The organism is Leptospira perdikensis (genome assembly GCF_004769575.1).
In the GTDB taxonomy this organism is placed as follows: domain Bacteria; phylum Spirochaetota; class Leptospiria; order Leptospirales; family Leptospiraceae; genus Leptospira_A; species Leptospira_A perdikensis.
In genome coordinates this window covers 60,342-81,195 of record NZ_RQGA01000014.1, presented here as the reverse complement: position 1 = coordinate 81,195, position 20,854 = coordinate 60,342, and the positions used below count along the sequence as shown (strand labels likewise).

Genomic DNA, 20,854 nt, shown 5'->3' with positions numbered 1-20,854 from the left:
CCTTTCTCGGTCAACAACTACTTAAAAAAAAGGTCCAGAGTTCCTTATTTTTTTTAGTCCATGATGATCGTATGTTCACGATCCGGTCCCGTCGACACAATACCAATCTTAGTATGTACCAATTCCTGTAAGGACTTAATGTACGACTGGCAAAGTGGTGGTAATTTAGAGAATGAATTGATCCCAGAAATATCATCCTTCCAACCTTTGAACTCAGCAAACAACGGTTTGACGTCCTCTAATCCTTGAGATGGGAAAAAATCTAACTTCTTACCTTTGTATTCATAACCAACAACAACGGGAATGGACTCATAATGACTGAGTACATCAATTTTGGTAAGAACAAGAGAGTTGATACCGTTAACTGTGACAGCATGTTTGATCATTTGTACATCAAACCAACCACATCGCCTAGGTCTTCCCGTGGTCGAACCATACTCGCCACCTAACTTGCGCAAGACGTCGCCAGCTTCACCCAAAATCTCAGACGGAAAAGGACCTTCTCCCACTCTTGTAGCATAGGCTTTGGTAATTCCAATTACGTCCTGTAAGTATCTGAAACTTACCCCGGAGCCGGCAAGAGCTCCGCCAGTTGTCGGATTAGAGCTTGTTACATAAGGATAAGTTCCAAAATCGATATCAAGTCCAGTACCTTGTGCACCTTCCAAAAGCACTCGTTTTCCTTTTTGTAATTCCGAATTTAGGTAGTACACTGTGTTCACAATGTTTTTTCCCATTTTATCCGCGAAGTCCAAAAGGAAATCATACATTTCAGTGATGTTAACTGGCTCTAAATCATAGTATTTTACGAGTTCTTGGTTTTTGACTTCCAAAATATGAGTGAGTTTTCGTTTGAGAAGGTCTTTGTCTAAAAGGTCACCTGCGCGGACTCCGTTACGTAACATTTTGTCTGCGTAACACATTCCAATTCCTTTTTTAGTCGTTCCAATCTTCCTTTCTGGAGAGGAACCGGCTTCTCTTGCTTCATCAATCAAACGATGATATGGCAAAAGAATATGACAAGAATCACTGATAAGAACTTTCTCCTTCACCCGAAATCCATGAGACTCCAAATCGGCACATTCCTTTAGGAAATACTCAGGATCAAGAACCACTCCATTTCCAATCACACAAGTAGTATTGTCATAGATGATTCCAGAAGGTACTAAATGAAAAATATATTTTTTTCCGCCTACTACCACAGTATGACCTGCGTTCGCACCACCTTGGTATCGAACAATGATATCTGTATCTTTAGAAAGGTAATCGATTACCTTTGCCTTTCCCTCATCACCCCATTGTGCTCCGACAACTAAATTTGCAGGCATAATTCCCTCATTTAACTTTATTTATTAATTCTTCTATGGAATCCAGGTGCAGGGCAAAACCACAGGCATCCTTGCCAATTCCAGTAAAACTCTCATACAATTCATTGTAAACGCCACCGGCAAATACCGGTTCGGGATCTCCCGCTACATAACCTTGAAACATAAACCCGGTATAATAAGAAAGATCTCGAACAAGCGACGGATCCCAAATGCTCGGAACACCATCAGCCCCCTTTCCCCATTCTGTAAAAAAGTTAGTGATGGATTCTAAATCCCCTTTCAGTTTTTCCCATTCCCCAGGTTCCAAAATCTGATGGAGGGATTCTTTGAATTTAGCAATTTCGACCACTGGAATTGGTCGCAGCAAAAGTTGGATCATCTGCATATGAGATTCTTTTGTATTTTCTCTAGCTGCTAAAGAAATAAGTTCTTGTACGTTTTTTGTGTATAAAAACTGGCGCAAAACTTTTGTTTGTTCTTCATTCCATCCGAGGATTTCCAAAACCGTTCTAAAAAATGATGAATGACCAAAAACAATGGTGAAAGGAACTTTGGGTACTGATAACATCCAAAGTTTTTTTAATATTTGGATTTGGGAAACAATTTGGTTCGTATCGCTTTTTCCTAAAGATTCCACTCCAATTTGTAAGATCTCTCTTCTGGATGCGTTGCGTTTTTTGTGATCACGAATTTTACGAGCAAAGTAAAATACATTTTGATTCTCTTCCCAATGGGATCTTGCGGCCATTCCCTTCACAACTTGTAGTGTTAGGTCAACACCAGGAGAAAGTTCATTCCCATCCCAGTCTTTTGCCACAAGCAAACTTTCTACTCCGTGATCCAAATGGGAACGAAACGAATTCGAATAGTCAAAGGAAGGAAGGCTGATTTCAGAATACCCTTCTCTTTCAAAGAGTTCCGAAAATGTTTGTAGTAAAATCCGCCGGTTTTTGCTTTCTTCGGGGCCTAAAAAATGAAATCCATCGGGAATCCATTTTTGTTCCGAGGAAATTGATTTGTTTTTTTGATTCATACCGGGATCTCGATCACCCAAGAAGTCAGCTTAGAGAAATCCTGGATTTACGCAATCAATTGTAAAAATCGAATAGACAAATCGAAAGTTTTCAGTAATTTAATGTCGGTTTAGAGGCATACATGACAGAAAAAGAAGCCACTTTGGGACGCTGGCATAAAGAATTTTTTGAGAACATTCACCTATTTGTAAAATCGGGTCTCACCGAATCCGAAGCAAAGTCTATTTTAGAAGAGTTTTTAGTTCTTTCACAAAGCACACCCAAACCGAAGGTCATGGAAATCTTCCAAGAACCAGAACGTTTGGAAGAAATCGGGGTCTATACTGACATTCGCCCAGAGCCTCGGGACTTTATGTTAAAGTTCCTCGATCCCATTATGAAAAAATTTAAGGTAGAGGGAACCGAGAACTTAAAACTACTAGATGGGGTCATCGGCAAATACCCTGTGACTTTAATTTCAAACCACCTTAGCCATTTAGATGCCCCTGCCATCTTTACCCTACTTTACAACTCTGGCCCTGAAGGAAGAAAGATTGCCGAATCCTTAGTTTTCATTGCAGGACGATTGGCATTTGAACCAGACTTTACTAGACTCGGTCTCTATATGTTTGGAACCCTTCTTGTTTGTTCTAAAAAGGATATGGCCGACAATCCTTCTCTTTCTGATGTAATGACCAAAATCAATATGAGGGCCTTCCGTAACTCACAGAAATTACAAGCGGATGGAAAAGTAATCTCCATTTTCCCTGAAGGAACCAGATCTCGTGATGGACGACTTATGCCTTTTGTGGACACAGTGTACCATTACGTTGCCAACAAAGTCATTTTGCCTATCTCACTGGAAGGTACCGAAAAAATTCTACCCATAGAAGGTTTACTCTTCAACCAAGCGGTTGGTAAACTTGTCATCGGCAAACCAGTACTTGTGGGAGAACTCACGAAGAAGGAAATGCAAACCTTTCCGTCTCATATTGAACAAATTTCATTTCCAGGAACAGGTGACAAAAAACAGTTCATCATCGATAATTTAGCACTTCTCGTTGGAAGTAATTTAAACAAACACAAACATGGAACTTACCGTAACCTTTACAAAGGAGATATAAGAGAAACAAACCAACTCATTTCTTTTCCTAAAAAACCAGATGAACATGTGGTTATCATTGGTTCATCCAATATGTCTGTAGCCTTTGCCTGTGTGATGGCAAATAAAAACGTAAAAGTAACCATTTACAGTCCCGATTCGGAAATGGTAAAACAATGTAATGAAGAAAAAAGAGATATTCTCCATTATCCCATTTACAAATTACCACCAAACATTGAATTCTCGGATAAGCCGGAAATTATGGAATCGGCAACTCTTTTCATCCAAGGGACAAATCCTTGGGAATTTGATAACATTTATTCAAAAATCAGAACTTATCTCCAAAAAAACAAGTCGCCCATGGTAAACGTAATCAAAGGATTTACCGGTTCCAAAAAAGGACTCATTCTAGAAGATCTAAATGAATTGTTACTCATTGAACGAGACCGTCTCGCCGTAGTCTCCGGTGCTTGTTACCCCGACCAAATTATGGAACGTAAAATTTCCGGATTCGAAATCTCTGCTTTTGAGGACTCTCTGATTCCCAAATTGCAAGAACTCCTCTCTAATAATTACGTATTCACAAGAACAGCGATTAATTCCAGAGATACCAAAGGTGTCCAACTTGGAGGAGCTTTAAAAACCATTTATGCTCTAGCAATGGGTCTTGTGGAAGGTTACTTTAAACGAGAGTTAGGTGGCAATGTTGATAATACTCTATTCCATTTGAGCAATCGTTTTTTCAATGAAATGGTATCGATAGGAGTTTTACTCGGTGGAGATCCAACAACATTTAATGGACTGTCAGGAATGACAGACTTTATGTTGGCTTGTTTTGGATCGGATACAAGAGATAGAAAGTATGGTTATGATCTGGCAAATGGGACAAGACCCGAAAAAATTACGAATGGATTTTATGGATTAAAGGTCTTACCTAACCTCATCCAACTAGACGAAAAACGTCATCCCATAGTCACAGCGGCCTATCGAACGGTAATCCAGAATGAAGACTTTGATTTAGTGGCTGAAAAACTGCAGATGCAACTTGCTAGGATTTAGGAAGGAAGACGATAAACTCAGTATTGCCGGGTTCCGATTGGAATTGGATCCGGCCATGGTGCCTTTCTTCTACTGACTGTTTCACAATCCCAAGGCCAAGTCCAGTCCCTTCCCCTTTTTCCTTCGTAGTATAAAACGGTTCAAAAATCCGTTTCTGGATAGAAGGAGGAATCCCAGGCCCGTTGTCTATAATCCGTACGGTAACTTCTGTTTCTAATTCGTCCACTTGGACGGTGAGAGTTCCTTTAAATGCCATCGCTTGTAAAGCATTGTAAATCAAATTAGTCCAAATTTGAATGAGTTCATCCGGATAACCAGAAATAGATGGTTTCGCATTATACAACCGAACACATTCTACCCCCGATTTCATTTTATTCTGATAGAGAGTCAGGACCGTTTCAATTGTATCAACTAAATTGATTTCTGTTTTTGCTTGGTTTCGGTCATAACGTCCGTAACTCCGTAAACTATATACAATTTTGGAGGTCCTCTCTACAGCCAATCGAATCGATTCAATACTTCTTAAGGTATTTAACTCAGAGAGAACTAAGTCAAGTAAGGGGGATGATTTAAAATTTCTTAAAAAACTTTCATTTTCGAGAAAATAATCGGGAACTCCCAAATCAACAATACGATCGGCCAAATCATAAGCAGAATCAATTCCAAGCCCAACAAAAACTCCTTCTAAGTGTTTTTTGGCCTTCCTGGATTCCGCAAACGCATAGGTTTTTGGTTTGATTGTAAATAATTCGATAACAAAGGAAATAACTTCATTGATTTCATTGTCTGAATATTTTGAAAAACATTCTTTAATTTGGAACAACCGGCTTCCAAAATTTCCCATACGGTTGTAAATTTGTTCACTAAAAGCGGAAATAGCAGCAAGTGGATTATTAATTTCATGTGCCACACTAGCAACTAACTGCCCCAAGGTGGCCATTTTTTCAGAGAGAATCAATTGATCCTGGGTTTTTTGTAGATCTTCTAAAATTCGATTTAATTCTTTTGTTCTTTCTTTAACTGCAAATTCTAATGCTTCTTTATTTTGTTTTGATTCCGTAATATCAATGAGGATCGCAAGTAAGGTAGGTCTTCCATGATTATTGATAATGGTATTTCCCGAAACCACATGGCGAATTTCACCGGTTTTCATACGAACACTGGCTTCCATCCCCGTACTCCAACCTTTTCTTTGGACTTCCTCCAAAAGGCGAGCGCGGTCCAACTTGGTGATCCAAATATTTAATTCATGAGAAGTTTTTCCGATAATCTCCTCTCGTTCGTATCCAATTAACCGGCAATAAGCTTCGTTGATGTCGTCATACCTACCTGTTTCTGCATTAGATAAACTCACGGCAGCAGGATTGAGACGAAATACACTTTCAAAAAGTTCCTTACTGATAACAAGTTCACTTTGTAAAACACGAGCGAGGTATTCTTTTTCTTTAAATGCAGTTACATTCTGCCCTGCTGATAAAAGATACTTTCCGTTCTCTACAATACGACCGCTGAAAAGAATCGTTACAGTAGATCCAGTTTTTGTGATCAGAGGAACTTCTAAATTGAGAACATGTCCGTCTTTCTTTAAACCAGCTAAAATAAACTCCCGGTCATCAGAATTAGAATAAATCCCTAAATCAAGAGTCGATTTGCCAATCACCTCTTCCTTTGTCCGACCAAGCCAAGAACAATATACATCGTTGACATCAACATACAAACCCGTTTGCATATCAGTGATCGCCATCCCAATAGGACTAGAACTGAAGGCAGTATGCCAAATGGAATCAGATATGGAAAGGGAGGGAGTCATTCGTTTTGAATGTAGAATATGATCAGATAGCAAAACGATTGCAATAAAAAAAAAGCCTACTCAAGAACGAGTAGGCTTCGTTTCAAACCAGGAAAAAGTTTTCGCTTATTTCGCTGCTGCTTTTTCTTTTTTGGCTTTTTTAGGTTTTTCTTCCTTTTTAGCCGGTTTTTTTTCTTCGCGTTTGGCTCTTACTTCCGCTTTTAACTCATCTTGAGTTTTGCGATCGACAAGCTCCAAAATTCCCATTGCCGTGTTGTCAGAAGGACGGTTTACTAAACGAATGATTCTTGTGTATCCGCCGACTCTTTCCGCATAACGGTTAGCAAGGTCTTTTAAAAGTTTTGTTACGATCTCTTGGTCACCAAGGTGGCTATAAAGATATCGTGTATTGTGCAGAATCGCTGCATTTTTCTTTTGTTCGTCCAAATTTGCTAAGTTAGCATCTAAGTTGCGTTTTGCTCTAGTGATGATTCGTTCTGCGTAAGAACGTGCCACCTTCAACTTCGCAACAGAAGATTCAATTCTTTCATGACGAAGTAAAGAGATTACCATATTTTGGATCATAGCTTTTCTATGATCTGCGGATCTGTTGAGTTGTTTAACTTTATTACGTTTATTCATCTTAAAAATCTCTCATACCGAACGAAAGTCCCATAGAGGAAAGTTTTGCTTTCAACTCTTGTAAACTTTGTTCGCTGAAATGTTTTGATTTAGTCATTTCGTCTTCTGATCTCTTAACGAGTTCACCAATGAAGTCAATTTCCAAACTGCGAAGAACGTTTGTAGAACGAACAGATAGTTCTAATTCTTCTACGTGTTTAGATAAAGCTGCTTTTAATTTTTCGTCAGCTTCATCCAACTCTTCTTCTTCTTCTTCAATTTCTTCTTCAAAGTTAATGAAAACAGTCAGGTGATCTTTTAGAATTTTTGCTGCTTGTGCTACTGCATCTTCTGGAGAAACAGAACCGTCAGTCCAAACTTCCATAGTAAGTTTTTCATAATCAGAACGTTGTGCAACACGAGTTTCCGATACTTCAAACAATACTTTTTGAATTGGTGAAAAAATAGAATCGATTGGGATAGTTCCCAAAACTTCGATATCTTTCTTTTTGTCTTCAGCAGGAACATAACCACGTCCCCTTTGAATTTCCAAATCCATAATCAAATTTGCATCCTCGTTGAGGGTTGCAATATGAAGGTCTGGGTTCATGATTTCAATAGAAGAATCAACAGCTAAATCAGCTGCACGAAAATAACCGGCACCTTTTAATTCTAGGTGGATTACTTTGCTTGCTTCTTTGTCTTCAGGCTCGTATTTAATTCGAACTTGTTTTAAGTTAAGAATGATACGAGTTACGTCTTCTGCTACACCTTCAATATAAGAGAACTCGTGAGAGACTCCTTCAATCCGAATTGCGGAAATTGCCGCGCCTTCAATAGAAGACATGAGCGTACGACGAAGGGAGTTACCGATCGTAGTACCAATTCCTCTTTCGAAAGGTTCTGCAACAAACTTACCGTAGTTTGGTGTATTCACATCGGTTGTGAATTCGATTTTTTTGGGTCTTTTAAAACCTTTTAATAAATTCTTTGGAGACAATGTCGTATCCTTCTTCTCTAAATTCTTACTTCGAGTACAACTCTACGATTACCTGTTCTTTCACAGGGATATCAATATGCTCTCTTGTTGGAAGTGATAACACTTCTCCGGAGAACTTGGTATAATCCACACTCACCCAAGAAGCAGTGCGATTGATTGCTTGAGCTAGTTTGATATTTTCTTCGATAAACGCAGATTTTTGGAATTTCTCACGGATTTCGATTTTATCACCAACATTCACACGATAAGAACAAATGTCCACTCGGTGGCCATTCACAAGAATGTGTCTATGTGCTACAAAGTTACGAGCTTGTCTTCGAGTTACAGCAAAACCCATACGATAGAGAACGTTATCCAATCTTCTTTCTAGGAATTGGAGTAAATTCTCACCAGGAATTCCTGGAGTATGAGAAGCTTCTTCAAAGTATCTACGGAATTGTTTTTCTAAAACACCGTAAGCGCGTTTCACTTTTTGTTTTTCACGAAGCTGAGCTCCGTATTCAGTAATCTTTCCTTTTTTCTTAGGAGGAAGACCTGGTGGGTACTTTCTCTTTTCTAGGGAAGATTTTTCTTTATGTAAAGTATGACTATTTTTGAGAAAGAGGTTGAGTCCCTCTCTTCTCATCAATTTAACAACTGGACCTCGGTAACGTGCCATATCTAATTCCTACACCCTTCTTCTTTTTCGTGGTCGGCACCCATTGTGAGGGAGCGGAGTTACGTCTTTAATGAGCTTGATCGCAATGCCTTTCGTAGTTAAAGAACGAATGGCTGATTCACGTCCAATTCCAGGACCAGAAACCATTACATCTACTTCAGAAAGACCAGCGGCTTCGATAGCTTTTTCTGCTGCATTCGTAGCCGCTACTTGAGCTGCATACGGAGTGGATTTTTTGGATCCACGAAATCCCATCATTCCAGAGGAAGACCAAGAAAGAACGTTTCCAGCCATATCTGTAATCGATACGATTGTATTGTTAAACGAAGCTTGGATATAAACCTTACCCCGTGGAACGTTCTTCTTCTCTTTTTTCTTAACCTTTTTGGTATCTTTTTTATTCTTTGCGTCTTTTTCAGCCATGGATTAAGTCCTCTACTTCGTAGCCTTTTTCTTGTTGGCTACAGTTTTCTTGACACCCTTGCGAGTTCTTGCATTGGTTCTTGTTCTTTGTCCGTTAACAGGAAGCCCGCGTCTGTGGCGAAAACCTCTGTAACAGCCTACGTCCATCAATCGTTTGATGTTAAGGTTGACTTCGGAACGAAGATCCCCTTCTACCTGGTATGATTCTTCAATGACTCGTCGGATCGCGGCTTCTTGTTCGTCCGAAAGGTCCTTCACCCGGATAGATTCGTCAATTCCTGCTTTTTTCAGGATATTTTGAGAGGACGTCTTACCAATACCAAATACGTATGTAAGACCGATCAATATTCTTTTGTTTGATGGTAAATCAACACCCGCGATACGTGCCATATCTTTCTATCTTTGCCTTTGTTTGTGTTTTGGGTTCGTGCAAATCACTCGGATTACACCTTTTCTGCGAATGACTTTGCACTCTGGACAGATTTTTTTTACTGATGCTCTAACTTTCATTATAGTTCCCTATTTCTTTCTGTAAGTGATACGGCCCTTGGTAAGGTCATAAGGAGAAAGTTCTACAGTAACTTTATCGCCGGGTAAAATACGGATATAATGCATACGCATTTTTCCCGAAATATGTGCTAGAACTTTGTGACCATTCTCTAGTTCCACACGGAACATAGCGTTCGGTAACGGTTCTAAAACGGTTCCGTCAATAGTTATTGCTTCTTCCTTAGCCAGGGTCTATCTCCTACTGGATCGATTTTAAAATAGTGTTAGTGATTTCTTCCATACTTCCCAAACCATTGATTTGCCGAAGGATCCCAGAGCCTTTATAAAAGTCTATCAGGGGCAACGTCTTGGTGTTGTAAGTATGCAGACGGTTTTTGATGGTCTCTTCGTTGTCATCCGAGCGTCCTTCTTTGATCGCTCTACCTAGCAACCGTTTGACGAGTTCTTCGTCAGGAACGTCTAGGTTGACAACGGAGTCGAGTTCCATGCGGAGCTCTTTGAGGATTTCCGAGAGAGCCTTTGCTTGCTCCACCGTCCTAGGAAATCCATCCAGTATGAATCCATTTGCACAATCAGCTTCGACCAATCGGTCGCGAATTATGCCTATAACGACAGCATCTGGAACAAGGTCTCCAGCGTCCATATATTTTTTTGCTTCAATTCCCATGGGGGTTCCGTTTTTTACGGCAGCACGGAGGATGTCTCCGGTAGAGATCTGTGGAATTTGGTATTTCTCTTTGATGATGTCAGCTTGGGTCCCTTTTCCAGCACCTGGGGGCCCCATAAAAATGAGTCTCTTCATTCGTTACACTCTTCCCTTGATTTTAGTCTTCTTCATGAATCCTTCGTAATTTCTCATCAGGAGTTGGGCTTCGATTTGTTTCAACGTTTCTAGCGCCACACCCACCATAATGAGAAGTGAAGTTCCTCCGAACGTATACACTAAAGTTCCACCACCGGTGTTAGAACCGAGGTTTAAAAACTTAATGATGAGATACGGAGCAAGAGCAAGACCAGCAAGGAAAAGAGCACCCGGTAGGGTGATTCGATTCAAGATTTTCTCGATCATATCTTTTGTTTGGCTTCCTGGACGAACTCCCGGAATAAACCCACCGTATTTTTTTAGGTTATCAGCTAACTCTTGTGGGTTGAACTGGATTGCCGTATAAAAATAAGCAAAGAAAATGATTAGAGATGTATAAATCACATAGTAAAAAAGGGCATGGTACCAAATTTGTGAAAATGGATTGAAATAGTCCATAATCACTGCCCAACCTGCCCACTGACCACCCTTAGAGGATAACCACTGAACAATTGTTTGCGGGAAAAGAATGAGTGAAGATGCAAAGATAATTGGCATTACGTTTGCACTATTCACTTTGAAAGGAATGGATTGGCTACGAGCCTGAACCATCTTTCTTCCCACCATTTGTTTTCCGTAATTTAACGGAACACGTCGAACCCCTTGGGTTAAAATCACCGTAAGGGAAATCAAAACAATAAAGATGATGATAAGGATAAGGATACTAAGAGCGTCAGAAGTATCAGAAGTAAACATAGCAATGAGTGCTTCTGGCATACGACCAATGATCCCGGCAAAAATAATGAGAGAGATACCGTTACCGATTCCGCGTTCTGTGATCTGTTCCCCAAGCCAAATGAGGAGCACTGTTCCCGTAGTGATGGAGAGCATCGCAATCGGTAGGAAGTAACCTTCCACAGATGGGTTGATGAGTCCCGGGTATTTCGCCTGCGCTGTTCCCGATCCAGTAGACCAAGAATTTGCAAGTTGGATCACAGCAAGTGATTGGATCGCACAAAGGATAAGAGTTCCGTACTTAGTGTACTGTTGGATCTTCTTTCTACCCTCTTCCCCTTCTTTTTGCATCTTTTGCAAACTAGGAATGAGAACCATTACTAACTGCATGATGATGGAAGAAGAGATATAAGGCATAATCCCTAGTGCAAAAATAGAAAATTTTAAAAGAGCACCACCAGCAAACAAATCTACCATTCCAAGGAAACCTTCACTCGGATCGGCAGTAATGCCCGTTACAATCAAACTATTGATACCCGGAATGGTTACATGAGTTCCCATTCTGAAAAGTAACAACATACCTATCGTAAATAGGATTTTAGATCTTAATTCCGGGATTCGAAAGATGTTAGCGATGGTTTGAAACATAGGTTATCTAGTTTTTTTTCTCTTCTTTTTTCTTTTCTCTAATGATGACTTTTCCACCCGCTTTTTCAATTTTCTCTTTTGCAGAGGCAGAAAAAGCATCTACCGTAATGGTGATGGCAGCAGTCACTTCTCCAGTTCCGAGTAATTTGATTGGTCCTTCTACTGACTTAATCAATGACTTGGCTTTGAGAATGGCAGGAGTTACTTCCCCAGAAAGACCTGCTTTTGTCAAAGAGATCAAGTTTACTGGTTGGAACTCAACAGAGAAAATATTTGTAAATCCACGTTTTGGCAAACGTCTGTGGAGAGGCAACTGTCCACCTTCGAATCCACGTCTCATCGAAGCGGCCCGTGCTCTTTGTCCTTTGGAACCACGAGTGGAAGTTTTTCCCATTCCCGATCCTGGACCTTGACCCACCCGTTTCGGAGAAGTTTTTGCCCCTTCCGGAACTGGAACCAAGTTTTTGTTGCCGAGGGATGTGGATTTTTTGGGACGTTTTGCCCCAAATCCACGACCTTGTTCAATTCTATCTTGTGCCATACAATTATACCTTTTCCACTTTCAACAAGTAACCTACTTGTCGTAACATCCCTTTCAATTGGGGAGTCATTTTGTGTTTTTTGGATTGACCTTTCTTTTTAAGGCCGAGTGCAATTAGGGTTTTTTTGTGTACCGGAATGATACCAATAGAACTTTTTTCTTGCGTTACGATCACTTCTTCCATAGCCAGATTCCTTCTTATAGATCTTGCCCAAACAAGTGTTTGAGGCTAACACCACGTCGTTTTACCGCCATTGACGGAGTTTCCAACTGTTGTAATGCATCCATAGTCGCCTTCACAATGTTCATCGGGTTTGAAGATCCCCATGACTTTGTTAAAACATCTTGAATTCCTGCTCTTTCCAAAACGGAACGAACAGAAGCTCCTGCGATGATTCCCGTTCCCGGGGAAGCCGGCTTCAAAATCACTCGAGCGGATTTAAACTGTCCCACAACATCGTGAGGAACGGTATGACCGATATAGTGAATGGATTTTAAATTCTTTTTTGCCGATTCAATGGACTTTCGGATGGCGTCTGGAACTTCATTTGCTTTTCCAAATCCAATCCCTACTTTTCCTTTAGAGTCACCTACAACGGAAAGAGCATTAAAGGAGAAACGACGTCCACCCTTCACTACTTTGGCAACTCGGTCGATTTTTACGACCTTCTCAGTAAATTCTTTTGTTTCTTCTTCTAACATCATTTAGAACTCCAATCCACCTTCACGGGCAGAATCAGCAAAAGCAGCGATCTTTCCATGGTAAACCATTCCAGATCTATCGAGAACCACTTGGGAAACTCCTGCTTTTTTCGCTTTCTCAGCGACTACTTTACCGAGTTCGGTTGCAGCCGATTTACTCTTCTTAGAATTTTCATGTTTCGGAAAATTTTTCTCTAGAGTGGTTGCATAAACAATCGTTACACCTTTTGCATCATCAATGATTTGTGCCGTTAGGTAACGGTTTGTTTTATTAAAAACCAACCGAGGTCTTTCCGATGTAGAGCGGAGTTTGTATCTGACTCGTTCCGCTCGTCTCAATCTTTTCGTATTTTTAGCTGTCTTATTGATCATGACGTTCTACTTCTTACCGGTTTTTCCGGCCTTTCTACGGATGTATTCGTTCTGATATTTGATTCCTTTACCTTTGTAAGGCTCAGGAGGTCTTTTCGAACGAATGTCAGCCGCAACTTGTCCAACCAGTTGTCGGTCAATTCCCGATACTTTGATTTTTAGCTGATCTGCAACATCGATTTTGATACCAGTAGGTTCAGGGAAAACCACTTCGTGGGAATATCCAAGAGCCATTACTAGATCCTTACCGCGTTTTTGTGCACGATAACCAACCCCAGTAATTTCTAGGTTTTTTTCCCAACCAGTTGTCACACCTTTTACGCAGTTCATCGCAAGGGAACGAACGAGACCGTGGAGAGCCACAGTCTTTTGGTCTTCACTTTTACGAGTAAAAACCAATTCGCCGTTTTCAACATTTGCGCTGACACCTTCGTAAAGCGGAGTTTTTAGTTCCCCTAAAGGCCCTTTGATTGTAAGGGCTTCAGCTTCTGCTTTCACTTCTACCTTTGCAGGCAATTTGATAATACTTTTTCCAACTCGAGACATGGTGATATCGTTCTCTAGAATACCTTACAGAGAACTTCCCCTCCTACTCTGAGTTTACGAGCACGTTTACCAGTCATCACACCTTTCGAAGTAGAAAGGATGAGTGTTCCGATGTTATTTCGGAACGGTCGGATTTCACCAGATTGGATATAAACGCGACGACCTGGAGTGGATACTCTCTCGATCATACGAATTACCGGTTTCTTTTCCGTGTCGTATTTTAATTTCACTTGGAAGTCATCAAAACTTCCGTTTTTTACTGTTTGAACATCATCTACAAAACCTTCTTCTTTAAGAAGATCTAGGATGGACTTTTTGATTTTGCTACCAGGAATCACACAAAGCTCATGTTTCGCTTGTTGTGCGTTTCTGATTCTTGTTAGCATATCTGCTATTGGATCTGAAAGACTCATACTTACCTTAACCTAATTACCAGGAGGACTTTTTCACACCGGGGATCTGAGCCTTGCTAGCAAGGTCCCGGAAGCAAAGACGACACATATCAAAGCGGCGCAAATAAGCGCGTGATCGACCACAAAGAGGGCAACGATTGTACTCTCTCACTTTGAATTTTTGCTCTTTGGCGTGGCGTTCCATCATTGATTTTTTCGCCATGAATAATCTCCTACTTACCTGCCGCTCGGTAAGGCATACCGAAGGCTTGGAATAATTCGAACGCTTCTTTGTCCACTTCCGTGTTCGTTACGAAAGTGATATTGATCCCGTAGATAGTATTGATTTTATCAAAATGAATCTCTGGGAAGATGATCTGTTCTTTTACGGACAGGTTATAATTTCCTCGACCGTCGAAACCTTTGGGGTTTACACCGCGAAAGTCACGAACCCGTGGAAGAGCCACGTTAATGAATCTGTCAAGGAACTCATACATATGATGACCACGAAGGGTAACTTTGCAACCAAGCACCATTCCCTCTCTCACTTTGAAACCCGCAATGGACTTCTTAGCGAATGTTTTCACCGGTCTTTGGCCTGTGATTTGGCCAATTTCTACCAAACAAGCTTCCATCGCTTTTGGGTTTGTGTGGGCTTCACCCATACCAACGTTGATCACGATTTTTTCTAGTTTGGGAACTCGCATCACACTTTGAAAGCCGAGTGACTTTTGGAGTGTAGGACGAATTTCCTTCTCGTATTTTGATTTAAGCCTAGGTACCATAACTATACTTCTTTCCCTTCAGGTCGAGTCACTCGTACGGATTTACCATCCTTCTTGGCAAAGCCCAAGCGTACAGCCTTAATTTTCTTCTTAGGCTTCGCTTTGTTCTCTGCTTTTGCGTCGTGAAACATCACATTGGAAATATGGATTGGGAATTCGATTTCGATCGCTCCACCTTGAGGGTTCTCTTGGGTTGGGCGCACGAATCTTTTTCTCTTATTCACACCTTCGATATAAACGCGATCTTTGCGTTTGTCGATTGCTAGAACTTTCCCTTTTTTTCCTTTTTCTTTTCCGGAAATCACAAGAACTTCATCGTCCTTTTTGATTTTCGTTTTTTTGAATTTAGTGGGCTCGGAGCCTCTATATGCTAATTTAGCTGCCATTCTAGAGAACCTCCGGAGCGAGAGATATAATTTTCATGTATTTTTTATCGCGAAGTTCACGAGCTACAGGTCCGAAGATCCTGGTTCCTTTTGGATTCCCTTTGTCATCAATGATGGCAACGGCATTGTCATCGAAACGAATGTAAGTTCCATCTGGACGACGAACTTCTTTTTTCGTTCTCACAACAACGGCTCTTTGAACTGCTTTGTTATGCACTTTTTTACCTTGCCCGTCACGAAGACCGTAGGCAGGTTGTGCTTCCTTAACAGCGACGATGATTTCGTCACCAAGCGTAGCGTAGCGTTTTTTGGAACCGCCAAGCACTTTAACGCACATGACTTTTTTCACACCCGAGTTATCGGCTACTTGTAAAATAGTTTCTTGTTGGATCATACTAATTTCGCCTTCTCAATTACCTTTACAAGTTTATGGTGTTTCTGTTTAGAAAGTGGTCTTGTTTCCACAGCGATGACTCGATCACCAACTTGACACTCGTTCTTCTCATCGTGAATTTTCACACGAGAAGTTCTGGTCATAATCTTCTTAAACCGTGGGTGCACTTTTCTTGTGATGATTTCGATCACTACAGTTTTATCCATAGCATCGCTCACTACTACACCCTGAATGGTTAAAGACTTTTTAGAGTTTTTATCTTCCATAACCTACTTCTTCTTACCTTTGCTAGTTTTGGCAGCTTTAGGAGCTGAACCAGCTTTTGGTGCGATTTGTTTGAGTTTGCCCTGTGCGGTTAGTTCCTTCTCACGAAGGACAGTTAACGCTTGAGCAATTCTCTTCTTATGATTGCGGATTAGTTTTGGGTTCTCAAGAGATCTTGTGACACCAAACTGGAATCTTGCTTTTCTTACTTCTTCGGAAGAGGAAAGAATTTCTTTCTTCAAATCTTCTGGAGATAGTGATTTGAAATCGTCTTTCATAGAACGTTCCTCTTAACAAATGAAGTTTCTACTGGCAGTTTGAAAGCCGCCAAATGAAGGGCTTTTCTTGCTGTTTCTTCATCAATTCCAGCCATTTCAAAAAGAACACGGCCCGGACGGATCTCAGCAATCCAGAATTCTGGGTTACCTTTACCTTTACCCATACGAGTTTCGGCAGGTTTTTTAGTGATAGGAAGATGAGGGAAGATCCTGATCCACAATTTCCCACCTCGTTTTACTTGGCGGTTAATAGTAATCCTTGCAGCTTCGATTTGTCGCGCTGTGATACGACCGGAAGAGATGGCTTTTAAACCATACTCACCGAACGCAACGTAAGAACCTCTTTCGTCCTTACCTTTCAAGCGCCCTCTTTGGCGTTTTCTAAATTTTACTCGTTTAGGTGCTAACATGATCGTTTCTCTTTAGTACTTCTTAACTAGTTCTACGTTTTACAGCGTATTTATCTTCATCGGACTCTTCCTTAGTTGGGAAGTAGTCACCTGTATAAGTCCATACTTTCACACCGATTTGTCCGAAAGTCGTGAGAGCTTCTTTGAATCCAAAGTCGATTTTAGCACGAAGAGTATGAAGAGGAACTCGTCCTTCCATATACTTTTCTGTTCTTGCCATATCAGCTCCGTTTAATCGTCCGGAGATTTGGATTTTTACGCCTTCTACCCCACCGCGCATCGCACGACGAAGTTCTGCTTTCATCACTCGACGAAATGGCATCCTTTGTTCGATTTGAAGGGCAACCGTTTCAGCAATTGCTTGTGCAATCACTTCCGGTTTTTTCACTTCGATGATGTTCATCCCAATCGGTTTATCAGCGTATTTTTTTAGTTCTTGTTTTACCGCTTCAATGTTTTGGCCTTTTTGACCAATCACCATACCTGGTTTAGAAGTATGGAGGTTCACGTTGATTTTTTCAGGGAATCTTTCGATTACGATTTTAACAACGGAAGCGTTTTTGAATTTCTTCTGAAGGAATCTACGGATCTTGATATCTTCGTGAAGATTTTTAATGTAATCTTGTTTGGAAAACCAAACTGAATCCCAATTACGTGTGATTCCGATTCGTAGTCCGATTGGATTTACTTTCTGACCCATAGTTTAGCTAACCTTCTTTTCGATTTCAGATACGACAACAGTGATGTGGCTTAGGCGTTTACGGATCCTAGAGGCACGTCCTCGTGCTCTTGGGCGGAAACGTTTCATGATAGGGCCGTCATCCACATAGATTTTTTTAACATAAAGTGAACTTGGATCCAAACTTTCGTTCATTTGGACTGCGTTCGCCACTGCCGAATTCAAAAGGTTGATGATCATTGAACTTGCTGCTTTGTTTGTAAAACGCAAGATATCAATTGCTTCCTTATAATCGTATCCACGAACTTCATCAGCAACCAGGCGAGCTTTTCTGGCAGAAATTCTGAGGTGTTTTCCTACTGCTTTTGCTTCCATCTCTCTACCTATTTCTTCGCTACTTTTTTGTCTCCACCATGACCTTTGAAGGTTCTAGTGGGAGCAAATTCACCGAGTTTGTGACCGATCATGTTTTCGTTAACATAAACAGGAACAAACGCTTTGCCATTATGAATCATTACGGTGTGACCGATCATGTCTGGATAAATGGTACTTCTTCTGGACCAAGACTTGAAGGGAGTTTTTTTCCCTTCAGAGTTCAACTTGGTAATTTTTTTCATGAGGTGGTCGTCAATGAACGGACCTTTTTTTAAGCTTCTAGCCATGATTATCTAGACCCTACCTATTCCTGTTTTTCTTACGTCTTTGGACAATAAAACGGTCAGACGGTCTAGTCTTACGTGTTTTAAATCCTTTCGTAGGTTTACCCCAAGGAGTCACAGGGTGACGACCTCCGGAAGTTCTACCTTCACCACCACCGAGTGGGTGGTCCACAGGGTTCATAACGACCCCTCTTACTTTCGGTCTTTTTCCTAACCAACGGTTACGTCCCGCTTTTCCAATGATCACTAAGTTGTGGTCTTTATTGGAAAGTTCTCCGATCGTTGCTAAGCACTCTTTACGAACCTTACGGATTTCCGAAGAAGGAAGTTTGAGAGATACATAGTCACCATCTTTAGCGGAGATCACAGCAAAAGATCCTGCTGTGCGAGCGATTTGACCGCCTTTTCCGATATGTAGTTCAATGTTGTGAACGTTAGTTCCAGCAGGGATTTTATCTAAAGGAAGTGTGTTCCCTAGTTTGATTTCTGCATTGGCACCAGATTCAATTTTATCACCAACTTTTAGTCCGTTAGGAGCTAAAATGTAACGGTATTCTCCATCTGCGTAACAGATGAGAGCAATAAAAGCAGAACGGTTTGGATCGTATTCGATTGTTTTTACAGTCGCAGGGATTCCAAATTTATTACGTTTGAAATCGATGATCCGGAACTTTCTTTTGTTACGTCCACCTTTCCGTCTAACAGCGATACGTCCCTTGTTGTCACGACCAGCTTTATAAGAAATGTTGGCAGTGAGCGGTTTGTAAGGAACCACTTCAGTGATTTCTTTGAAATCTAAAACGGAATAATACCGGCTAGATTGTGTTGTGGGTTTAAGTTTTCTAATTCCCATAATTAAACCTTAGCAAAATCCAAATTTGCTCCGTCAGCAAACGTCACTACAGCTTTTTTGTAGTGAGGTCTTGGGGACGGCATGTTTCTAAAACGTTTCATTTTCCCACGGTAAACGGCTACGTTTACATTTGTTGGAACTACGTTATACATTTGTTTCAGGGCTTGTTTGATCAAAGTTTTGTTCGCATCCGGGTGGACTTTGAACGTATACTTGACAGTTCTTTTTCCCATACGTTCTCCAATTGATTGAAGGTCTTGCGACTTTTCTGTAACAACTGGTGATAAGATTACATTCTCTAGGTTCACTGTCTTATCCTTTCTTAGAATACTGAGCCTGAAGCTCTTTTAAAGCGCTTTCAGAGATTACTAAATTGTTATTATAGAGGATGTCTCGGCAAACGACTCGTTTGCTGTTCACATATTTGAGGTTCTCTATATTGCGAGTGGATTTTTTGAGGAATTGGTTTTCACCAGCTACCACAAAACCCACGTTACCCTTCTCTGCAATGTCCATGTTCTTCAAAATGTTGTAGATGGACTTTGTGGAGTAAGAAGAAGGTTCTACGTCTTCTATGATCGCGATTCTGTTTTCTTCTGCCTTTTTGTTAAGGATGGAGAGAACAGCCTTTTTCTTTACGCTGCGTGACAAGTTAGAGGAATAATCTCTTGGTTTTGGTCCATGAATGATACCACCACCAACGAAATGAGGTGCCCTGATGGATCCTTGTCTTGCACGACCAGTTCCTTTTTGAGCCCAAGGTTTGATTCCCCCACCGCGAACTTCAGAACGATCCTTAGTAGAATGTGTTCCTTGTCGATTGTTCGCATTTTCAGCTTTAACCGCATCATAGATGGCTCCAAGCGAAATGCCGGTAGCAAATAATTCTGCCGGAAGTTCAACTTCGCTTACGAATACGCCTTCTTTATTGTATTTACGCGCTTTCATGTTCTACCTATCTATCCGATTTTTTCTATCGTAACGATACCGCGTTCTCTTCCTGGAACCGGACCGGATACAAATACCAAGTTGGCGTCTGCATCAATTTTTACTACTTTTAGGTTTCGAACAGTGCTCTGTTCAGAACCCATTCTTCCGCCCATTTTCAAACCCTTGAACACACGTCCAGGAGTTGTGTTGGAACCAATAGAACCAGGGTGTCTTTGGAATCTGGAACCGTGTCCAGCAGGACCGCCAGCAAAACCATGGCGTTTCACAACACCTTGAGTTCCCTTACCCTTAGAAGTTCCGGTTACCTTCACCGTGTCATTCAAAGCAAACACATCTGCGAGTTTTACCTCAGCACCTACTGCTACATCTTCAAAACCTTTGAATTCAATCAGAGTTTTTTTAGGAGCGGCAATGTTTGCTTTTTTAATGTGTCCAACTTCGGCCTTCGTCATGTGTTTTTCCTTGGCATCACCAAATGCTAACTGAACAGCTTCATAGCCATCGTTCGCAGATGTTTTTACCTGGGACACAAAACAAGGACCCACGCGTAAAACAGTTACAGTAACCATTTTACCTTCGTTATTGAATATGTGGGCCATGCCCAATTTTTCGCCGATTAAACCTTTAGCCATGGATCCTATCCTTAGGATTTAATATCTACGGAAACTCCAGCAGGGAGTTGAAGCTTCATCAGGGCTTCTACCGTATCTTCATTCGTATTTAAAATATCGATGAGTCTCTTGTGAGTTCTCATTTCAAATTGTTCTCTAGCTTTTTTATTCACGTGCGGAGAACGTAATACCGTGTAGATTTCTTTTTTCGTTGGAAGTGGGATTGGACCGGAGACAGTAGCTCCGGTCCTCTTCGCAGTCGCAACGATTTCAAAGGTTGATTGGTCAATCAACCGATGATCGAAAGCTTTTAACTTAACGCGAATTCTTTGTCCAGCCATTG

The 20,854-nt window shown here is 40.9% G+C and carries 34 protein-coding genes; 1 reads left to right on the top strand and 33 read right to left on the bottom strand.

Annotation, left to right across the window (positions count from 1 at the left end):
* Positions 1-53 precede the first annotated feature (53 nt).
* Complete coding sequence (locus EHQ49_RS13160) at positions 54-1,328, bottom strand: adenylosuccinate synthase (RefSeq protein ID WP_135580135.1); 1,275 nt, start codon at positions 1,326-1,328, stop codon at positions 54-56.
* A gap of 7 nt (positions 1,329-1,335) precedes the next feature.
* Complete coding sequence (locus tag EHQ49_RS13155; protein ID WP_135580134.1) at positions 1,336-2,361, bottom strand: ATP phosphoribosyltransferase regulatory subunit; 1,026 nt, start codon at positions 2,359-2,361, stop codon at positions 1,336-1,338.
* Positions 2,362-2,483: 122 nt separating this feature from the next.
* Between EHQ49_RS13155 and EHQ49_RS13150 the strand changes: the two genes are divergently transcribed.
* Positions 2,484-4,502 carry a 1-acyl-sn-glycerol-3-phosphate acyltransferase gene (locus EHQ49_RS13150; protein ID WP_135580133.1) on the top strand — a complete coding sequence of 673 codons (2,019 nt, stop codon included), beginning with the start codon at positions 2,484-2,486 and terminating at the stop codon, positions 4,500-4,502.
* Here the strand turns inward: EHQ49_RS13150 and EHQ49_RS13145 are convergent.
* The 31 genes from EHQ49_RS13145 to rpsJ all read right to left on the bottom strand — a co-directional run bounded on the left by EHQ49_RS13145 (position 4,492) and on the right by rpsJ (position 20,852).
* Positions 4,492-6,312 carry a PAS domain-containing sensor histidine kinase gene (locus EHQ49_RS13145; RefSeq protein WP_135580132.1) on the bottom strand — a complete coding sequence of 607 codons (1,821 nt, stop codon included), beginning with the start codon at positions 6,310-6,312 and terminating at the stop codon, positions 4,492-4,494. The two genes, EHQ49_RS13150 and EHQ49_RS13145, sit on opposite strands and share 11 nt — an antisense overlap.
* 105 nt (positions 6,313-6,417) lie before the next feature.
* Positions 6,418-6,933 carry a 50S ribosomal protein L17 gene (rplQ, locus tag EHQ49_RS13140; protein WP_135580131.1) on the bottom strand — a complete coding sequence of 172 codons (516 nt, stop codon included), beginning with the start codon at positions 6,931-6,933 and terminating at the stop codon, positions 6,418-6,420.
* A 1-nt stretch (position 6,934) separates the two neighbouring features.
* On the bottom strand, positions 6,935-7,912 hold the full coding sequence (locus tag EHQ49_RS13135) for a DNA-directed RNA polymerase subunit alpha (RefSeq protein ID WP_002974165.1): 978 nt from the start codon (positions 7,910-7,912) through the stop codon (positions 6,935-6,937).
* Positions 7,913-7,937: 25 nt separating this feature from the next.
* On the bottom strand, positions 7,938-8,570 hold the full coding sequence (gene rpsD, locus EHQ49_RS13130) for a 30S ribosomal protein S4 (protein WP_135580130.1): 633 nt from the start codon (positions 8,568-8,570) through the stop codon (positions 7,938-7,940).
* A gap of 9 nt (positions 8,571-8,579) precedes the next feature.
* Positions 8,580-8,993 carry a 30S ribosomal protein S11 gene (gene rpsK / locus EHQ49_RS13125; protein ID WP_004783964.1) on the bottom strand — a complete coding sequence of 138 codons (414 nt, stop codon included), beginning with the start codon at positions 8,991-8,993 and terminating at the stop codon, positions 8,580-8,582.
* A gap of 12 nt (positions 8,994-9,005) precedes the next feature.
* On the bottom strand, positions 9,006-9,383 hold the full coding sequence (gene rpsM, locus EHQ49_RS13120; RefSeq protein ID WP_100790756.1) for a 30S ribosomal protein S13: 378 nt from the start codon (positions 9,381-9,383) through the stop codon (positions 9,006-9,008).
* 6 nt (positions 9,384-9,389) lie between these two features.
* A complete protein-coding gene (gene rpmJ / locus EHQ49_RS13115) occupies positions 9,390-9,503 on the bottom strand; it encodes a 50S ribosomal protein L36 (protein WP_002974084.1) in 114 nt (37 codons plus the stop codon).
* Between the two features lie 9 nt (positions 9,504-9,512).
* The gene (gene infA / locus EHQ49_RS13110) at positions 9,513-9,731 is read right to left on the bottom strand and encodes a translation initiation factor IF-1 (RefSeq protein ID WP_012476295.1); all 219 of its coding nucleotides are present in this window, start codon (positions 9,729-9,731) and stop codon (positions 9,513-9,515) included.
* A 10-nt stretch (positions 9,732-9,741) separates the two neighbouring features.
* Positions 9,742-10,305, bottom strand: a complete 564-nt coding sequence (locus tag EHQ49_RS13105; RefSeq protein WP_004783833.1) for an adenylate kinase — start codon at positions 10,303-10,305, stop codon at positions 9,742-9,744.
* 3 nt (positions 10,306-10,308) lie between these two features.
* Entirely contained in the window at positions 10,309-11,688 is a 1,380-nt protein-coding gene (gene secY / locus EHQ49_RS13100) for a preprotein translocase subunit SecY (protein ID WP_002974039.1), read from the bottom strand.
* Positions 11,689-11,695: 7 nt separating this feature from the next.
* Positions 11,696-12,229 carry a 50S ribosomal protein L15 gene (gene rplO / locus EHQ49_RS13095; RefSeq protein WP_135580129.1) on the bottom strand — a complete coding sequence of 178 codons (534 nt, stop codon included), beginning with the start codon at positions 12,227-12,229 and terminating at the stop codon, positions 11,696-11,698.
* Between the two features lie 4 nt (positions 12,230-12,233).
* On the bottom strand, positions 12,234-12,413 hold the full coding sequence (gene rpmD, locus EHQ49_RS13090) for a 50S ribosomal protein L30 (protein WP_100721649.1): 180 nt from the start codon (positions 12,411-12,413) through the stop codon (positions 12,234-12,236).
* A 14-nt stretch (positions 12,414-12,427) separates the two neighbouring features.
* Complete coding sequence (gene rpsE, locus EHQ49_RS13085; protein ID WP_002973816.1) at positions 12,428-12,931, bottom strand: 30S ribosomal protein S5; 504 nt, start codon at positions 12,929-12,931, stop codon at positions 12,428-12,430.
* Between the two features lie 3 nt (positions 12,932-12,934).
* The gene (gene rplR / locus EHQ49_RS13080; protein WP_135580128.1) at positions 12,935-13,303 is read right to left on the bottom strand and encodes a 50S ribosomal protein L18; all 369 of its coding nucleotides are present in this window, start codon (positions 13,301-13,303) and stop codon (positions 12,935-12,937) included.
* A 6-nt stretch (positions 13,304-13,309) separates the two neighbouring features.
* The gene (gene rplF / locus EHQ49_RS13075) at positions 13,310-13,849 is read right to left on the bottom strand and encodes a 50S ribosomal protein L6 (RefSeq protein WP_002973724.1); all 540 of its coding nucleotides are present in this window, start codon (positions 13,847-13,849) and stop codon (positions 13,310-13,312) included.
* A gap of 14 nt (positions 13,850-13,863) precedes the next feature.
* Positions 13,864-14,262 (bottom strand): 30S ribosomal protein S8, encoded by a 399-nt coding sequence (rpsH, locus tag EHQ49_RS13070; protein WP_002973604.1) that lies wholly within the window; start codon positions 14,260-14,262, stop codon positions 13,864-13,866.
* 16 nt (positions 14,263-14,278) lie between these two features.
* Positions 14,279-14,464 carry a type Z 30S ribosomal protein S14 gene (locus EHQ49_RS13065; protein ID WP_012476296.1) on the bottom strand — a complete coding sequence of 62 codons (186 nt, stop codon included), beginning with the start codon at positions 14,462-14,464 and terminating at the stop codon, positions 14,279-14,281.
* A 10-nt stretch (positions 14,465-14,474) separates the two neighbouring features.
* A complete protein-coding gene (gene rplE, locus EHQ49_RS13060) occupies positions 14,475-15,026 on the bottom strand; it encodes a 50S ribosomal protein L5 (protein ID WP_004783730.1) in 552 nt (183 codons plus the stop codon).
* Between the two features lie 2 nt (positions 15,027-15,028).
* On the bottom strand, positions 15,029-15,412 hold the full coding sequence (gene rplX / locus EHQ49_RS13055; protein WP_004783817.1) for a 50S ribosomal protein L24: 384 nt from the start codon (positions 15,410-15,412) through the stop codon (positions 15,029-15,031).
* A 1-nt stretch (position 15,413) separates the two neighbouring features.
* On the bottom strand, positions 15,414-15,806 hold the full coding sequence (rplN, locus tag EHQ49_RS13050; RefSeq protein WP_002974152.1) for a 50S ribosomal protein L14: 393 nt from the start codon (positions 15,804-15,806) through the stop codon (positions 15,414-15,416).
* Positions 15,803-16,072 carry a 30S ribosomal protein S17 gene (gene rpsQ / locus EHQ49_RS13045; protein ID WP_012388932.1) on the bottom strand — a complete coding sequence of 90 codons (270 nt, stop codon included), beginning with the start codon at positions 16,070-16,072 and terminating at the stop codon, positions 15,803-15,805. Before rpsQ ends, rplN begins: the two co-directional genes overlap by 4 nt.
* A 3-nt stretch (positions 16,073-16,075) precedes the next feature.
* The gene (gene rpmC / locus EHQ49_RS13040) at positions 16,076-16,348 is read right to left on the bottom strand and encodes a 50S ribosomal protein L29 (RefSeq protein ID WP_004783533.1); all 273 of its coding nucleotides are present in this window, start codon (positions 16,346-16,348) and stop codon (positions 16,076-16,078) included.
* Positions 16,345-16,758, bottom strand: a complete 414-nt coding sequence (rplP, locus tag EHQ49_RS13035; protein ID WP_002974545.1) for a 50S ribosomal protein L16 — start codon at positions 16,756-16,758, stop codon at positions 16,345-16,347. Before rplP ends, rpmC begins: the two co-directional genes overlap by 4 nt.
* Positions 16,759-16,780: 22 nt before the next feature.
* Positions 16,781-17,458, bottom strand: a complete 678-nt coding sequence (gene rpsC / locus EHQ49_RS13030) for a 30S ribosomal protein S3 (protein WP_100790762.1) — start codon at positions 17,456-17,458, stop codon at positions 16,781-16,783.
* A 3-nt stretch (positions 17,459-17,461) separates the two neighbouring features.
* A complete protein-coding gene (gene rplV, locus EHQ49_RS13025) occupies positions 17,462-17,812 on the bottom strand; it encodes a 50S ribosomal protein L22 (protein WP_004783773.1) in 351 nt (116 codons plus the stop codon).
* 8 nt (positions 17,813-17,820) lie between these two features.
* A complete protein-coding gene (gene rpsS, locus EHQ49_RS13020; RefSeq protein ID WP_002974021.1) occupies positions 17,821-18,099 on the bottom strand; it encodes a 30S ribosomal protein S19 in 279 nt (92 codons plus the stop codon).
* A 13-nt stretch (positions 18,100-18,112) separates the two neighbouring features.
* Positions 18,113-18,949: a 50S ribosomal protein L2 gene (gene rplB, locus EHQ49_RS13015; RefSeq protein WP_100721553.1), complete on the bottom strand. Its 837-nt coding sequence runs from the start codon at positions 18,947-18,949 to the stop codon at positions 18,113-18,115.
* 2 nt (positions 18,950-18,951) lie between these two features.
* A complete protein-coding gene (locus EHQ49_RS13010) occupies positions 18,952-19,257 on the bottom strand; it encodes a 50S ribosomal protein L23 (RefSeq protein ID WP_135580127.1) in 306 nt (101 codons plus the stop codon).
* A gap of 4 nt (positions 19,258-19,261) precedes the next feature.
* Entirely contained in the window at positions 19,262-19,897 is a 636-nt protein-coding gene (gene rplD / locus EHQ49_RS13005; RefSeq protein WP_012388939.1) for a 50S ribosomal protein L4, read from the bottom strand.
* A gap of 11 nt (positions 19,898-19,908) precedes the next feature.
* On the bottom strand, positions 19,909-20,532 hold the full coding sequence (rplC, locus tag EHQ49_RS13000) for a 50S ribosomal protein L3 (protein ID WP_002974191.1): 624 nt from the start codon (positions 20,530-20,532) through the stop codon (positions 19,909-19,911).
* Positions 20,533-20,543: 11 nt separating this feature from the next.
* Entirely contained in the window at positions 20,544-20,852 is a 309-nt protein-coding gene (gene rpsJ / locus EHQ49_RS12995) for a 30S ribosomal protein S10 (protein WP_002974412.1), read from the bottom strand.
* Positions 20,853-20,854 lie beyond the last annotated feature (2 nt).